This is a genomic window from Asanoa ferruginea (genome assembly GCF_003387075.1).
Lineage (GTDB): Bacteria > Actinomycetota > Actinomycetes > Mycobacteriales > Micromonosporaceae > Asanoa > Asanoa ferruginea.
Genome location: NZ_QUMQ01000001.1, coordinates 469,483 through 484,726, shown reverse-complemented (window position 1 = coordinate 484,726; position 15,244 = coordinate 469,483). Strand labels below are relative to the sequence as shown.

Sequence of the window (15,244 nt, the reverse complement as noted above, 5' to 3'; positions counted from 1 at the left end):
AGGCTAACCGCGACTGGACCGGCTCCGCAGCTCGCGCAGGTGCTTGGCGATCGTGCTGATGTCCTGTTGCCCGTAGCCGTCGGCGATCGCCGACTCGACCGCGGCCTTGTTGGCCTGGGCCTGGGCGACCGGCACGCCGACCCGCTCGGCCAGCGCCAGCACCAGGTCGGCGTCTTTGCTCACGAGGTCGAGCGAGAACGCGACCGGGTTGTCGTCGGGGTGCTCGAAGATCGCCCGCTTGTATTTCAGGAACGGCGCGCCGGTGGCGCCGGAGAGGAACACGTCGTAGGCGGTGTCGCGATCGATGCCGGCGGCCTCGGCGAGCACGTAGGCCTCGCTGAGCCCCTGGTTGATCGCGAGCAGCAGCGTGTTGATGGCCACCTTCATGGTCGCGCCGGTGCCGGTCGGTCCGATGTGGAACACCTTGCCGCTCATCGACTCGAGGATCGGCCGCACCCGGTCGACGTCGACCGCCTCGCCGGCGGCCAACGCGGTCAGCGTGCCACCCTCGACGCTCGACACGCTGCCGGAGACCGGGCAGTCGACGTGCACGCCACCGGCGCCGCGGACCATCTCGGCCAACCGCAGCGTGGTGCGCGGGTCGATGGTGCTGGTGTCGACGACGGGGGTGCCCAAGCGCAGCCCGGCGACGATCCCGTCGCGGCCCTCGTGCGCGGCCAGGTCGGCGGCGTCGTTGGCGAGCGCGACGATCACGACGTCGGAGGTGCCGGCGGCCTCGCGCGCGGTGCCTGCGACGGTCGCGCCGGTGCGGGCGGCGACCTGCTCGGCCCGCTCCCGGGTGCGGTTCCAGACGGAGACCGGATAGCCGGCCGCACGCAGCCGCCCGACCATCGCGCCGCCCATGTTTCCGGTGCCGATGATGGCCAGCCTCGGCTTGTCGCTCATCCCACCATCCTTACACCGCGCCGGGCCGGCCCGGCAGCAGACCACAACTCCCGATCGCCGCCACCTAACCGTTGCGCGGACGGGCCGCCGCGAGGCCGGCCAGCCACTGCGCATGCTCGCGGATGCGCGCCGGGTCGTCGGGGAAGCCGGTCTCCCACGACTGGCCCAGGGGCATCCAGGCGGCGGGCTGACCGGGCTCGGCCTCGAGCGGGGCCGCGGGGTCGGCGAACGCGGCGTAGGACAGGCTCAGGGTCGTCGGCTTGTCGGGATGGAATGACCGGACGCAAGCACCCGCTGGCCGGGCGAGGAGCTCGACATCCACGCCGGTCTCTTCACGCAGCTCGCGACGCGCTGCTTCCCGGGGTGTCTCGCCGGGCTCGACCTGGCCGCCGGGCGGAACCCAACCCCGCCACGGATGACTCACCAGCAGAACCTGGGACAGCTCGGCGTCGAACACCCAGACCTCGGCCCCCAGCGGATCGACCGGACTGGCACCAGCGGCAGCCGCCCAGGCCGCGACGTCGTCATATTCGACCCGGGCATTGGCGACGTCGCCCAACGCAGCCTCCAGCGACCGCCGCTGCAACTCGTCACGATTCATGCCCGCAACCTAACGAGGGGGTAGGACAATCCCCGGTCCGCGAATCACCGACCGGGCGCGTCGACGCTGTCCGGCTCCGGGTGGCCGCCGCCGGTGTCGGCGATCCGCGTCGCGATCTTGCTCAATGCGGCGTCCAACGCGGGCCCGGTCGGCCGCTGCCCGTCGCGATCCGGCAGCTTCGTCAACAACCACGTCTTCCACGCCTCGGCCAGCTTGCGGTAGGACTCCTCGCCCTGCTGTGTCAGCCCGAGACACTCGTCGTCGTCGATCGTGACCAACCCCCGCCAGGCCGCGGCGGCGAAGGCGGGTCGCAGCACCGCACCCGGCAGCTTGTAGGCCCGCCCCACCCCGGCCACGTCGACCGGCCCGGCATAGCGGGTACGCAGGTGGATCTGGGTCAGGCACCACGCGTCGGAGGCGGCCAGCTTCGTGCCCGACGCGGCCAGCACCGCCGGGGCGGCGGCCGGCCCCTCGGTGCGGATCACCCGGGAGACCGCCCGCTCGAGCTCGCCGTCGGAGCCCTGCCCGTCTGGCATGCCGAAGCCCTCGCCCAGGTCGGGCGCCGCGGCCCGGGCCATGTCCCGCAGCGGCACCTCCTTGAGAAACCAGGCCAGCGCGAACGCGACCAGCGGGACCGGCACCGCGTAGAGGAACAGAGCGTGCACCGATTGGGCGTACGCCTCGATGATCGGTCCTGATTGTGCGGGTGGCAGGTTGTGCACCGCGGTCGGCAGGCCCAGCACCCCCGGCGGGAGGACGCCCGTCTGCCGGAGCGCGTCGGTCAGGTGGTGGTTGAGCTGGTTGGCGAAGATCGTGCCGAACACCGCCGCGCCGAACGAGCTGCCCAGCGTGCGCAGGAAGGTCACGCCTGAGGTGGCCACGCCGAGATCGCGGTAGGCGACCGTGTTCTGCACGATGATGATCAGGATCTGCATCGACAGGCCGATGCCGACGCCGAAGACAAACATGTAGAGCGACGTGTTCAGCGTCGACGTGCCGGAGCCCATCCTGGACAGCAGGTAGAGGCCGAGGGCCATGATCAGGCCGCCGACGATCGGGAATACCTTGTAGCGGCCCGTCCGGCTCACCGTGTTGCCGGCCAGCACGGCCGTGACCAGCAGACCGACGACAAGGGGCAGCGTGCGTACGCCGGAGACGGTCGCCGACACGCCCTGCACCCACTGGAGGTAGGTGGGCAGGAAGGTGAGCGCGCCGAGCAGCGTGAAGCCGACGACGAAGCTGAGCGCCGCCGAGACCACGAACACCCGCGACTGGAACAGGCGGATCGGCAGCACCGGCTCGCGGGCCCGGCGCTCGGCGAAGCCGAAGGCGATCAGCAGCAGCACGGATACCGCGAACAGCGCGATGATCACGGGGGAGGACCACGCGTACTCGGTGCCGCCCCAGCTTGTCGCCAGGGTCAGGCCGGCAGCGCCGGTGCCGATCAGCACGATGCCGAGATAGTCGATCACCGGTCTGCCGCGGCTCTCGATCGCCGGGATGGTGCGGGCGGCGACCAGGATGACCACGACGGCCAGCGGCACGTTGATGTAGAACACCCAGCGCCAGCCGAGGCTGCTGTCGGTGAACAGCCCGCCGATCAACGGGCCGATCACGGTCGCGAGCCCGAAGACCGCGCCCAGCCCGCCCTGGTAGCGGCCCCGGTCGCGCAGCGGGATCACGTCGCCGATCAGGGCGGTGGCGGTGACCAGCAGGCCGCCGGCGCCGATGCCCTGCACCGCGCGGGAGAAGACCAGCCAGAGCAGGCTCTGCGCGGCGCCGCACAGCACCGAGCCGAGGATGAAGACCATCGCGCTGACCTGGAAGATCCGCTTGCGGCCGAACTGGTCGCCGAACTTGCCGGCGAGGGCCGCGGCGATGGTCTGCGCCAGCAGGTAGGCGGTGACCACCCAGGACAGATGGCTGGCGCCGCCCAGGTCACCGACGATCGTCGGCAGCGCGGTGGCGACCACGGTCTGGTCCATCGCGGCGAGCAGCAGGCCGAGCACGACGGTGCCGTAGATGACGTTCATCTGGCGGCGCGACAGTGCCGGTGGGCGGACGTCGCCGTCCGGAGCCACTGCTGTATCCACTGCCACGCGCACCCCCGTACGCCCGCCGGATCTTCAGCGTACGGGCGGGACCAGCACGGTGAGGCAGGTTACGCAGCCTTCGAGCTTCTCGAACTCGCTGATGTCGACGACGATCGGCGCGAAACCCAGCTGGTGGATCAATGCCGTGGTGTGCGGTGCGGAGGCCGCGATCAGCACCCGTTCGTCGCCGAGCGGCACCAGGTGGCAGCCCGCTTCCTCCTCGACCGGAAGCACCGGCGGCAACGCGTGCGTGTCGAGCAGGTGCGGCAGCGCGACCAGGGTGCCGTCGGGCAGAGCGGTGACAGCGGACTTCAGATGGAGTACGCCGTGCAGCGTGACGGGCGTCGCCGTCTTGCCACGGGTGGCCAGGTGGTCGCGGAGTTGGCCGAAGCCGGCCTCGTTGGTGCGGCCGCCGACGCCGACGTAGACCCGGTCGCCGACCTGGAGCACGTCGCCGCCGTCGAGCGTGCCGGGCGCCTCGATCTCGACCACGTCGAGCAGCAGCGCCTCGGCGGCGGCCCGGGCACCCGCGACTTCTGGCCGCCGCTCTTCCGCGCCGGGCCGGGTCAGGATGGCGAGGTCACCGCAGACCACGACCGTGTCCTCGATGAACACGCTGTCCGGGCACTCGTCGGCGGGGGCCACGTCGACCACGGACCAGCCCGCGCCGGCCAGGGCCGCGCGGTAGGCGTCATGTTGCCGCCGGGCCAGATCGACATCGACGGGGGTACGCGCGATGTGCGTGACGATGCCGTCGGCCAGCTTCGAACTCGGGGCGCGGACGAGCGCCGTACCGCTGATCATGGGTTGATTCTGGTGTTGGCCGGTTAATGCCGCAAACCCGTGGTGATCCGCATCAGCTCGTCGTGGGTGATCGGGCTGCCCTTGCCGCCGCGCGCTTCCTGCATCGCCTTGGCGAGTTGGGCCCGGCGCAGCACCTCGCCGATGTCGGCGCCGCTGAAGCCGTGGCTGACCGAGGCCAGCGCGGCCGGGTCGACGTCGTCGGCGAACATGGTGAAGCCGGCGTATTCGTGGCGCTCGCTCAGGTCGCGGATCTTCATCTTGAAGATCTCGGCCCGGCCGGCCTCGTCGGGCAGCGGGATCGAGAGCTTGACGTCGAACCGACCCGAGCGGATCAGCGAGTCGTCGACCCGGTGCGGGAAGTTGGTCGTCGCCACGACCACCACGTTCTGGTTGTCTTCGATGAGGTTGTTCATCTCCTGCTTGAAGATGCCCGCGACGGCGTTGACGGCCTGGCTGGCCGCGTCGCCGCCCGCACCGGCGTAGCTGATGATGCTGTCGAACTCGTCGAAGAGCATCACCGTCGGGTGCCGGTAGCGGCGGGCCTCCTGGAAGATCGCCTTGATGTTGCGCTCGGAGCCGCCGAGCCACTTGTCGAGGATCTCCGGCGTGCGGATCTCCCGGAACGTCGCGCCGATCTCGTTGGCCAGCGCCCGGGCCAGCATGGTCTTGCCGGTGCCGGGCGGCCCGTAGAGCAGGATGCCCTGCGGCCGGCGAGCGCCCCAGCGGGCCATGATGTCGGGGTGCCGGAAGCTGACGGCGATCTCCCGGAACTGGCCGACGATGCTCTCCAGCCCGCCGACCTGGTCGAGGGTGACGTTCTCGGTGCGGGTCGGCCCCGGCGCGGCGGCCGTCGGCGTGGCCGGCGGCGGCTGGGTCTCGCGCCGGCCGATCACGTAGGTGCGCCCGCGCAACGGCGCCTCACCGCCGACGAACTCGCCGACGACGCGCAGCACCAGCAGCGTCATCTCGCGAAGCAGGTCGGTGGTCATCTCCGGGCTCGGCACGTTGGCCCGGATCGAGATCGTCCGCGGCCCGCTGCGCAGCGGCCCGTCGGCGGAGAACGGGTTGCTGCCGTTGTTCTTGGCGGCGGCCGTCGGGCCTGGGTAGGTGATGGTTGCCTTGAGCCCCGCGGCGTTGGCGGCGGCGAGCGGATCGACCTTCTCGCCGTAGTCGTCGGGCGGCCAGATCGTGCGGACCAGCCGGCTCGGCACGGTCGCGATCACCTCGGCGCCCTGGGCGATCCTGCTGGCGACGGGCCCGTCGTTGCCGAAGCGCCGGGCCAGCATCGCACCGAGCGGCGCGGCGGCCCCGAGCATGGCGGCGTCGAACATCGTGCGGGCGGTCGGCCCACCGCGGACGCTGACATCGGCCGACATCTGGTGCACGGCGGCACCGTCGACGGTCGCGGTGTCGAGCCAGTAGCGCACGTCTTGCACCGGCGCCGGGAAATATCCACCGCCGAGCAACCGCACCCGATCTTCCCGCGCCGCGGCGATGATCCCCGGACCATCGTTGATCATCAGCCGGCCACCGAGCACCTCGACGGTCTCGGTGCCGCTCCGTGGCCCGTTAGAGGTTCCGTCTGACATTGATCCACCCCCGTCAGAGGCCGGGTCGACCCGCACCTAAGACTGACACGCCGCGCCCAGCCCCACCACCGATCGCGATCGAACCGGGGTAGGGGTGGGCGTCGTTCGTGCCTGAATGGGGTGTTTCGGGCTACCGGGCAGCCACCCGGTCGCGGCGGGTGGCGACGTGTTCGACCAGGGCGATCAGCAGGTCTTTGCCCGACTGGCGCTCGCGGGCGTCGCAGAGCAGGACCGGGACGTCTGGATCAAGGTCGAGGGCGTTGCGGACCGAGTCGGGGCTGTGCCGTTGCAGGCCGTCGAAACAGTTGACGCCCACGACGAACGGGGTGTTGCGGGTCTCGAAGTAGTCGACCGACGGGAAGCAGTCGGCCAGCCGGCGGGTGTCGGCCAGCACGACCGCGCCCAGCGCGCCGAAGGCCAGCTCGTCCCAGAGGAACCAGAAGCGGTCCTGGCCGGGCGTGCCGAACAGGTAGACCTGTAGGTCTTCGTTGATCGTGATCCGGCCGAAATCCATCGCCACCGTCGTGGTGGTCTTGCTCTCCACGCCGGAGACGTCGTCGGTGCCCTCGCTGACCGAGCTGAGCACCTCTTCGGTCTGCAGCGGCCGGATTTCGCTCACGGCGCCGACCAGCGTGGTTTTGCCCACGCCGAAGCCGCCCGCGATCAGGATTTTCAGGGCGATCGGGATGTGCTGCCCCTCGCCTGTGCGGTCAGAGCGCACGGAGTCCATTGACCACCGCCTGGAGGATGTCGTGGTTGGGAAGGGCAGCCGCGGGCTGGGGCTCGTAGGAGACCACCAGACCCGCGCTGAGCAAATCACTGAGCAGGATCCGGACGACGCCCAGCGCCAGGTCGACGCGGGCGGCCAACTCGGCCACCGCCACCGGACGCTGTGCGACCTCGATGATGAGGCGGTGTTCGGGCTGTAACGGCGCCAGGTCGACCCGGTCGAGCGGCGCCGCGACCACGAACGCCACCAGGTCGAAGCCGCGTTCCGGTCGGACCCGGCCACCCGTCACCGTGTAGGGGCGGACGACCGGCCCGGCGTCCACGTCGAGCCAGTCGGGGCCGGGAGGCCGGGAATCAGCCGCCATCGGGACTCCCTGGCGGCGGGATCGGCGGGATCCGGGCCGGCGCGGTCAGGTTCTGGCCGACCCGGGTGACCAGCATGGCCATCTCGTAGGCGACCAGGCCGATGTCGGTCTCCGCCGTCGCCAGCAGCGCCAGGCAGGCGCCCGAGCCGGCGGCGGTCACGAACAGGTAGGCCTGCTCCATCTCGACCATCGTCTGCCGCACGGGGCCGGCGTCGAAGTGCCGGCTGGCGCCCTTGGCGAGGCTCTGGAAGCCGGCCGCCATCGCGGCCAGGTGCTCGGCGTCGTCGCGCTCGAGCCCGCTGGTCGACCCCATCAGCAGCCCGTCGGCGGAGAGCACGATCGCCTGCTGCGCCCCGGGCACGCGGGCGACAAGGTCTTCGAGCAGCCAGTCGAGGTTGGACTGCGGCCTGGTCGTCTGCGTCACTTACGCGTCCTTTCCGGATGGATCATTGAGCTGCGACCGGTCGTTCTCGTCGCGCGGTGACGATCTCTGATCAGAGGGTACGGGCGGCGTCGTGGCGCCGTTCCCCTCCGTCTGGTCGGGAAGTTCACCCGACGCACCGTTTCCGGCGACTGGCGTGCCAGACGCGTCCGGAGCCCCGCCCGGGCCTGTGCGGATCCGCACCGCCCGGGTGGAGTCGTCGAGTTCCTTTGCCCTGCCCGGTGCGGGCGGTGTCCACATCGGTGCGGCCGCGGCGGCGCTCTCCTGGCGGCCGCGGCTGGTGCCGGCCTGGAGGGCCGACATGCGGGCCCGCACCTCTTCCGGATCACGCGGGGCGGGCGGCGCCGAGGTCGGCATGGTCGGGCCGCCGAAGCCGGCCGCGAAGCCACCGGAGATCTCGCCGCTCGGATCGTCGGTCGGGCGGCGGAGCTGCGGCGCGAGGTGGCGCTGACGGTTGCGCCGGGGCAGCCCGTCTTCGCCGACGACGAGTTCCGTGGTCGCCTCCTCCGTCGGGCGCCGGCGGCGCTGCACCGGCAGGCCCATCGCCGGCGTGGGCTGCGCGGCGACGTCAGCCGCCGACGACCCGCTCGGGACCGAGCCGGCCGAGTTCGATCCGCCAGCGGTCGGCCCGCCTGGGGTCGATCCGGCCGAGTTCGATCCGCCGGCGGTCGGCCCGCCTGGGGTCGATCCGCCCGCGGTTGCCCCGGCCCAGGTCGGTCCGCCGGGGGTCGATCCCGCAGAAGGGGATCCACCCCACGTCCGTTCCGCCGAGTTGGACCCGGCCCACGGCGACGCGGGCGGCGTCGATCCGCCGGATCTGGGCGGCGTGGAGAAGCTCGAGGTCGGGACCGTCGAGGCGGGGATCGACGACGTGGGCGCGGCGTCCGGCTTGCGGCGGGTCAGGCCGCCGGACAGTGCGGTCGGCCAGTTGGCCCGCGGTGCGGAGCTCAACGCGCCGCCGTCGCCGGGCGCGGTCAAGGCGCCGTCGGGAACCGTCCACACCGGTGCGTCGTCGGCGGTCTCGCCGGGCACCAGGACCGCGTCGGTGTCGCCGGCCGGCAGGGCGCGGTCGGACTGGTCACCGGAGGCCCGGCCGGGCAGGGCCAGCGCTCCCGAGCCGGCGCCGATCAGCGCCGTCGGCAGCAGCGCGACCGCGGTCACGCCGCCGTAGGGGGAGGGGCGGAGCTGCACGCGGACGCCATGGCGGGCACCGAGCTGGGCCACCACGAACAGGCCCAGGCGCGCGGAGTTGGCCGGGTCGAACTCGGGCGGCTCGGAGAGCCGCTGGTTGGCCTCGGCGATCGCTTCCGGCGGCATGCCGAGGCCGCGGTCTTCGATCTCGATCGCGTAGCCGTTGGGCACCGCCTGGCCGGCCACGTGCACCTTGGTGTGCGGCGGCGAGAAGGAGGTGGCGTTTTCGATCAGCTCGGCCAGCAGGTGGATGACGTCGGCGACCGCGCGGCCGGCGACCGCGGCGGGCTCGACGGCCACGATGTTGACCCGCGGATAATCCTCCACCTCGGACACCGCGCCGCGGATGACGTCGATCATCGGGACCGGGACCCGCCAGCCGCGGCCCGGTGCGGCGCCGGCCAGCACGACGAGGTCTTCGGCGTGTCGGCGCATGCGGGTGGCCAGGTGGTCGACGCGGAACAGGTCGCCCAGCTCGTCGGGGTCGGTGGTGCGCCGTTCCATCTTGTCGAGCAGGGCGAGCTGGCGGTGCAGCAGCGTCTGGCTGCGCCGGGCGATGTTGAGGAAGACCTCGCTGAGGCCCCGCCGCAGCGCCGCCTCGTCGACCGCCGACCGGACCGCCGTGCGCTGGACCGCGGCAAACGCGTGCCCCACCTGGCCCAGCTCGTCGCTGCCGTATTCGAGTGGCGGCGACTCCGCGTCGACGTCGACCTCCTGCCCGCGGCGCAGCCGGCCGATCAGGGCGGGCAGCCGGTCGTCGGCCAGCTCGAGCGCGGTGGCCCGCAGCCCGACCAGGCGACGGATCAGGCCGCGGCCGACCCGGATCGAGACGTAGAGCGCGATGCCGACGGCGATCAGGCCGAGGACGCCGGCCAGCGCGAGCCGGATCAGGATGCCGGTCGCGACCGGGACGGCACGGTCGGCGAGCCGGTCGGACGCGTCGAGCTCGAAGTCGCGCAGGGCGTGTTGCACCGTGTCGTAGGACGACTGCCACTCGGTCGCCGTCACCGGTGGCTCCGCCTTGTCGCGGCCCTTGCTCACCAGCGTGTCGAGCATGCCGTTGAGCTGGCTGAACGCGGCACCCTCGGTGAGCTGGTTGTATTGGCCGCGGTCGTCGTCGGGCAGGTCAGCGATCGCCGACTCGTAGAGGTAGCGCTCGGTGCCGATGATCTGCACGAGCTGGCCGTGCTCGTCTTCGCCGAACCGGCCGCCGGCGAACACGCCGCCCAGCAGCGCGTCGGCGCGGGCCAGCACCTCGCGGGCGCGGCCGAGCGAGGTGACCGCCCGACCCTCGCGGCCGAGTTGCTCGTCGGGCAGCGCGACCAGCACGGAGAACGCCCGGAACGCCGAGTCGATCACGCCGTTGTAGAGGCCGAGCGCGCCGGCCTTGTCCATGTCGCGACGGTCGATGAAGTTGCGGCCCGAGGGCAGCACCGCGAACGCCTGGTCGAGCTGCGCCAGCCGGGTGGACAGCAGGTCACTGGTGTTGGCACCGGAGGACCTGCGGCGGAACTCGCCGATCGCGTCGTCGGTCACCGCGCGCTGGGTGGCGAGCCGTTCCGGGCTGCTCTTTCCGGCCAGGTAGATAAGCGACAGTCGGCGTTCCTGCTGCAAGGCGGACACGACGTTTTCACCGGGCTTGCCGATGTCGTCGAGCAAACCTTGCGCGGACAGCAGGCTGAGCGCCGGACCCAGCGTCAACGTGGTCGCGAAGATCCACAATGCGGTGAGCGCGGCGATCGGCACGGCGACCAGGGAAATGATCTTCGAACGGATCGACCAGCTGCGCGAATTCATCAGTCCTCGCCCGAGGGGTTTGGCAGGAGCGACGACACGCGACCTGCCCGCTCCCGCCAGAAAGCCGACACCGCCGAACCGCATGCGCCTTGGGCAGGATACGCAAATGCGCCCGTTGGCACTACAGCCGGACGTCGATGTCCGTTTGAGATTTCCGAACTAGTCCCGCGATACGCGATTGGCGACCGTTGCCATCTGGGAAATAACCCTGGCGAAGGAGGAACGCCATGTCGCCCACCCAGATTGTCGTTCTCGTCATCGTCATCGTGGTGCTCGTCGCGCTCGGCATCTTCGCGTGGAACGCGATGCGCCGCCGGGCCCTGCGCGAGCGGTTCGGCCCGGAATACGACCGGGTCGTCGAAGAACAGGACAGCCGGTCGTCCGCCGAGCGTGAGCTGCGCGAACGCGAGCGCCGGCACGCCGAGCTGACGCTCACCCCGTTGAGCGCGGAGTCGCGCGACCGCTACGCACAGGCATGGGAAGAGCTCCAGGTGCTCTTCGTCGACGACCCCGCCCGCGCGGTCGGCTCCGCCGACGAGCTGGTGACCCGCCTGGTCGCCGAGCGCGGCTACCCGACCGAGGACTACGACGACCAGCTCGCCCACCTCTCCGTCGAGCATGCCCGCACGCTCGGTAACTATCGCGAGGCGCACGAGATCCATCTCGCCAACGAGCGCGGCGAGGCGAGCACCGAGCAGCTCCGCCAGGCCGTCGTCCACTACCGCTCTCTCGTCGCTGAGCTGCTCGGTGACGAGCCCGTACCCACCCACAGCACCGACGGTCCCGTTACCGACGACGCCCGCTAACTCGAGGAGATCCCCCATGACCTACCAGGACCAGCGCAACGACGAATACCCCGAAGCGGTGCGCTCCGACCCGGTGCCGGTGCAGCGCACCGCGCCCGACGACGAGATCGACGAGCGGGACACCGACGGCGACGGCGTCGACGACGCGGTCGAAGCCGACGCGGGCCACCACGAGAACAGCGTCGCGGAGGCCGGTTACCACGACAACGTGGTGACGGCTGACGAGGACGACGACCGGGTCGAAGACGTCGACGCGACCGTCGACGAGGAAGACCGCGATGAGGAAACCGAAGACGAGGAGCGCACCGGGTACGACGAGCCGGTGCTCGCCACCCCCGTCGACACCGACGCCGACCGGGCCGGGGTCGACAGCTCCGAGCTGGACCGGGAGCGAAACGAGGAGACCGACCGCGACGAGACCGACCGCGACGGCTACGACGGGCCGGTGTTCTCCGACTCGGCTCTGACTCCGGTCGCGTTCGGCGCGGCCACGGCCGGTGGCACCGCCGCGGCGGCGGCGATGGCGAACAACCGCACTGACACCCGGACCGACGCCGAGGCGGTCGAAGACCGGGTCGACGAGGACCGCTTTGACGAGGACCGGGTTCACGAGGACCGGGTCGACGACGCACCGGTCGAGGACGACCTGGCCGTGGCCGAGGCGACGACCGACACCGACAGCGACCACGTGGCCGACGAGCACACCGAGCTGATGCCCGGCGAGGTCGACGCCGAGCCGGTCACCGCCCTGGTCGCGGTCGAGGCCGCCCAGGGCTTCCGGGACCGCTGGCGCGAGGTGCAACTCCGCTTCGTCGACGACCCGCGCGGCGCGGCCGGCGAGGCGCAGGGCCTGGCCGAAGAGGCAGCCGACGCGTTGGTCGAGGCGGTCGCCGCGATGCGCACCGGCCTCGGCGGCTGGGAGGCCACCGAGGGTGCCGACACCGAGCAGTTGCGAGTGGTGGTCCGCCGCTACCGCGACTTCCTGGACCGGATGTTGCAGAGCTGACACCCGATCGCCCCGAGGCCATGCCGCTCAGCCGAGCGGCGTGGCCTCGACGCGTTCGCCGTTGACGGTCACGGAACCGGCCGGCAGCTCCAGCGGCGGCGCCGGCTGCGGCTCGCCGTTGACCTCGAGGATGCCGACCTGCTGCCCGTCGACCACGATCCACCCGCCGCGGACCTTGGCGTTGCGCACCTCGGCCGTCGCGCGGTAGAGCCCGGACGGCTTGCGCACCGCGGCGACGTCGAACGCGTAGGTAGCGCGGCCGACGGTGACCGTGCCCTTGGCCCGCTTGGCGTCGAACGATCCACTGACCCGGCCCTCTTCGCCGACCAGGGCGAGCCGTTCGTCGACCGCGGTGCCCTGGAACCACGCCTCGACCCGGTTGCCGTCGCAGAGGTAGGCGATCGCCGCGCCGTCCTTGACCGCGATCGCGATGCTGGCCCGGCCGCCGCGCACCGAACCGGCCCAGGTCACGGTGACCTTCTCCTGTGCCTGGCCCTTGACCGGCGGCGGCGTCACCGCCCGATCGGCGGGCGGGTTGGTGGGGGAGGAGGTCGGTGCAGGCGTCGCGGCCGGCGGCTCGGCCCGGGCCGGCGCCGACACCGGTTTCGGCGCCACCGTCAGCGACTCGTTGGCGAAGTAGAGCCCGGCGCCGGCCGCCAGCCCGACCACCAGGACGACGATCGTTCCCAAGCGCTTCATGACCACTCCCGCGGGCGTCGTTGCGTCCAGGACATCGTGTCCATGATGTCCCTTCCACGGCCAACGACCCAGAGCGGAAAGCCGACAGCGGCAACGCCGCCGATCTGAAGAGTTTTCGCGAACACCGACCCGGGTAGTTCCGCCCGCGATCGATCCGAGCCGTTCGGACCGGCGGGCGAAAGGGGACGGTGTGGACGGTGGGCTGCGACTCAACCTCAACGTCTTGGACTACGTGCTGCTCGCGCTCTACTTCGCGACCGTGCTCGGGGTCGGCTTCGCCGCCCGGCGGGCCATCAAGACGAGCGTCGACTTCTTCCTCTCCGGGCGTTCGCTGCCGGCGTGGGTGACCGGGCTCGCGTTCGTCTCGGCCAACCTCGGCGCGCTGGAAATCATCGGCATGGCCGCCAACGGCGCCCAGTACGGCATCATGACCGTGCACTACTACTGGATCGGCGCCGTGCCGGCGATGGTCTTCCTGGGCATCGTGATGATGCCGTTCTACTACGGCTCCAAGGTCCGCTCGGTGCCGGAATACCTGCGCCGGCGGTTCAACCGGCCGACCCACGTGTTCAACGCGCTCAGCTTCGCGGTCGCCCAGATGCTGATCGCCGGCGTCAACCTCTACGCGCTCGCCCTCGTGCTCGACGCGCTGCTCGGCTGGCCGCTGTGGATCTCCATCATCGCGGGCGCGGCGATCGTGCTGACCTACATCAGCATCGGTGGGCTGACCTCGGCGATCTACAACGAGGTGCTCCAGTTCTTCGTGATCCTGGCCGGGCTCATCCCGATCACCGTGATCGGCCTGGTCAAGGTCGGCGGCATCGACGGTCTGTTCGACAAGGTCCGGAACACCGACCTGGGCGAGGCCGGCCTGCACGCCTGGGCCGACACCGGCTCGTCCGACAACCCGCTCGGCGCGCACTGGCTCGGCATCGTCTTCGGGCTCGGGTTCGTGCTCTCGTTCGGCTACTGGACCACCAACTTCGCCGAGGTGCAGCGGGCGCTGTCGGCCCGCAACATGAGCGCCGCCCGGCGTACGCCGCTGATCGCCGCCTTCCCGAAGCTCTTGATCCCGATCATCACGGTGATTCCCGGCCTGATCGCGGTCGTCACGGTGAAGGGCCTCGGCGCCGACGACGGCGACCTGGTCTACAACAACGCGATCCCGCTGCTGATGAACGACCTGCTGCCCAACGGCGTGCTCGGCATCGCGGTCACCGGCCTGATGGCCTCGTTCATGGCCGGCATGGCGGCCAACGTCAGCGGCTTCAACACCGTCTTCACCTACGACATCTGGCAGACGTACGTGCGGAAGGAGCGCTCCGACGACTACTACATCCGGGTCGGTCGGACAGCGACCCTCGGTGGTGTGGTGGTCGGCATCGGCACGGCGTTCATCGCGGCCGGGTTCAGCAACATCATGAACTACATCCAGGCGCTGTTCTCGGTGTTCAACGCCCCGCTGTTCGCCACGTTCATCGTCGGCATGTTCTGGAAGCGGATGACCGCCGTCGCGGGCTTCTGGTCGCTGCTGTCGGGCACGGTCGTGGCGCTGGCGACGTACTTCCTCTATCTGGGCGGGGCATTGCCGTTCGACACCGACCTGGAGGAGAGCTTCTGGGGTGCCGGCCTGGCGTTCGTGACCGTCCTCGTCGCGGCCTTCGCGATCAGCAAGTTCACCGCGCCCAAGCCGGAGAGCGAGTTGCGCGGTCTGGTCAACGGGGTGGGCGGCGTCGACCTGAAGGGCGACGTGCTCGCCGGCGACGCGGTCTGGTACCGGTCGCCGTTGCTGCTCGGCGGCGTCGCGCTGGCACTTTCCCTGCTGTTCTACATCCCGGTCTGGTGAGAGGAGCCGCGCGATGAGCGACGACGACGACAACGAACTGCTGAACGAGACCGAAGAGGACCAGCGCCGGTCGGCCGCGCGGCGGTTCGACGTACGCCGGGTGATCGGTGGTCTGTTCGTGGTCTATGGCCTGATCGTCGGCCTCGCCGGTGTCTTCGACGGTTCGGCGGCGATCGACAAGGCCCAGGGCGTGCGGATCAACCTCTGGGCCGGGCTGGCGATGCTGGCCGTCGGGCTGCTCTTCCTGCTCTGGCAGTGGCTGTCACCGGCCGAAGCACCGGAGCCGGCGGACCAGGCGCCTCCCGCGGAGTGAAATGGAAACGGGTCCCCGCACCGGCTGTCGTGACCGGAACGGGGACCCGTGGCCTAT

At 71.1% G+C, this 15,244-nt stretch carries 14 protein-coding genes; 4 read left to right on the top strand and 10 right to left on the bottom strand.

Annotated features, from left to right (window positions below; translation table 11 throughout):
- Positions 1-3: 3 nt before the first annotated feature.
- The 9 genes from DFJ67_RS02350 to DFJ67_RS43625 all read right to left on the bottom strand — a co-directional run bounded on the left by DFJ67_RS02350 (position 4) and on the right by DFJ67_RS43625 (position 10,517).
- Positions 4-906, bottom strand: coding sequence for an NAD(P)-dependent oxidoreductase (locus DFJ67_RS02350; protein ID WP_170215719.1), 903 nt, complete (start codon positions 904-906; stop codon positions 4-6).
- Positions 907-970: 64 nt separating this feature from the next.
- Positions 971-1,507 carry an NUDIX domain-containing protein gene (locus tag DFJ67_RS02345; RefSeq protein ID WP_203784066.1) on the bottom strand — a complete coding sequence of 179 codons (537 nt, stop codon included), beginning with the start codon at positions 1,505-1,507 and terminating at the stop codon, positions 971-973.
- Between the two features lie 44 nt (positions 1,508-1,551).
- Positions 1,552-3,600 (bottom strand): MDR family MFS transporter, encoded by a 2,049-nt coding sequence (locus DFJ67_RS02340; protein ID WP_239097465.1) that lies wholly within the window; start codon positions 3,598-3,600, stop codon positions 1,552-1,554.
- Positions 3,601-3,633: 33 nt separating this feature from the next.
- Positions 3,634-4,404: a dimethylargininase gene (gene ddaH, locus DFJ67_RS02335; protein WP_116066336.1), complete on the bottom strand. Its 771-nt coding sequence runs from the start codon at positions 4,402-4,404 to the stop codon at positions 3,634-3,636.
- Between the two features lie 23 nt (positions 4,405-4,427).
- Positions 4,428-5,993, bottom strand: a complete 1,566-nt coding sequence (locus DFJ67_RS02330) for an ATP-binding protein (protein WP_116066335.1) — start codon at positions 5,991-5,993, stop codon at positions 4,428-4,430.
- 130 nt (positions 5,994-6,123) lie between these two features.
- The gene (locus tag DFJ67_RS02325) at positions 6,124-6,723 is read right to left on the bottom strand and encodes a GTP-binding protein (RefSeq protein ID WP_116066334.1); all 600 of its coding nucleotides are present in this window, start codon (positions 6,721-6,723) and stop codon (positions 6,124-6,126) included.
- A complete protein-coding gene (locus tag DFJ67_RS02320; RefSeq protein ID WP_116066333.1) occupies positions 6,704-7,087 on the bottom strand; it encodes a DUF742 domain-containing protein in 384 nt (127 codons plus the stop codon). Before DFJ67_RS02320 ends, DFJ67_RS02325 begins: the two co-directional genes overlap by 20 nt.
- On the bottom strand, positions 7,077-7,511 hold the full coding sequence (locus DFJ67_RS02315) for a roadblock/LC7 domain-containing protein (RefSeq protein WP_116066332.1): 435 nt from the start codon (positions 7,509-7,511) through the stop codon (positions 7,077-7,079). Before DFJ67_RS02315 ends, DFJ67_RS02320 begins: the two co-directional genes overlap by 11 nt.
- A complete protein-coding gene (locus tag DFJ67_RS43625) occupies positions 7,512-10,517 on the bottom strand; it encodes a nitrate- and nitrite sensing domain-containing protein (RefSeq protein WP_239097466.1) in 3,006 nt (1,001 codons plus the stop codon).
- 227 nt (positions 10,518-10,744) lie between these two features.
- On the opposite strand from DFJ67_RS43625, the gene DFJ67_RS02305 reads away from it, so the two are divergent.
- Together DFJ67_RS02305 and DFJ67_RS02300 are read left to right on the top strand one after the other, a co-directional pair.
- Positions 10,745-11,323, top strand: coding sequence for a hypothetical protein (locus DFJ67_RS02305; RefSeq protein WP_116066331.1), 579 nt, complete (start codon positions 10,745-10,747; stop codon positions 11,321-11,323).
- Positions 11,324-11,339: 16 nt separating this feature from the next.
- Positions 11,340-12,329 carry a hypothetical protein gene (locus DFJ67_RS02300; RefSeq protein WP_116066330.1) on the top strand — a complete coding sequence of 330 codons (990 nt, stop codon included), beginning with the start codon at positions 11,340-11,342 and terminating at the stop codon, positions 12,327-12,329.
- A gap of 27 nt (positions 12,330-12,356) precedes the next feature.
- Here DFJ67_RS02300 and DFJ67_RS02295 read toward each other — a convergent pair whose 3' ends face one another.
- The gene (locus DFJ67_RS02295) at positions 12,357-13,028 is read right to left on the bottom strand and encodes a hypothetical protein (protein WP_147315394.1); all 672 of its coding nucleotides are present in this window, start codon (positions 13,026-13,028) and stop codon (positions 12,357-12,359) included.
- A 190-nt stretch (positions 13,029-13,218) separates the two neighbouring features.
- Between DFJ67_RS02295 and DFJ67_RS02290 the strand changes: the two genes are divergently transcribed.
- Both DFJ67_RS02290 and DFJ67_RS02285 read left to right on the top strand, forming a co-directional pair.
- Positions 13,219-14,874 carry a sodium:solute symporter family protein gene (locus tag DFJ67_RS02290; RefSeq protein ID WP_116066328.1) on the top strand — a complete coding sequence of 552 codons (1,656 nt, stop codon included), beginning with the start codon at positions 13,219-13,221 and terminating at the stop codon, positions 14,872-14,874.
- A 13-nt stretch (positions 14,875-14,887) separates the two neighbouring features.
- Complete coding sequence (locus DFJ67_RS02285; RefSeq protein WP_116066327.1) at positions 14,888-15,187, top strand: hypothetical protein; 300 nt, start codon at positions 14,888-14,890, stop codon at positions 15,185-15,187.
- Positions 15,188-15,244: the final 57 nt, after the last annotated feature.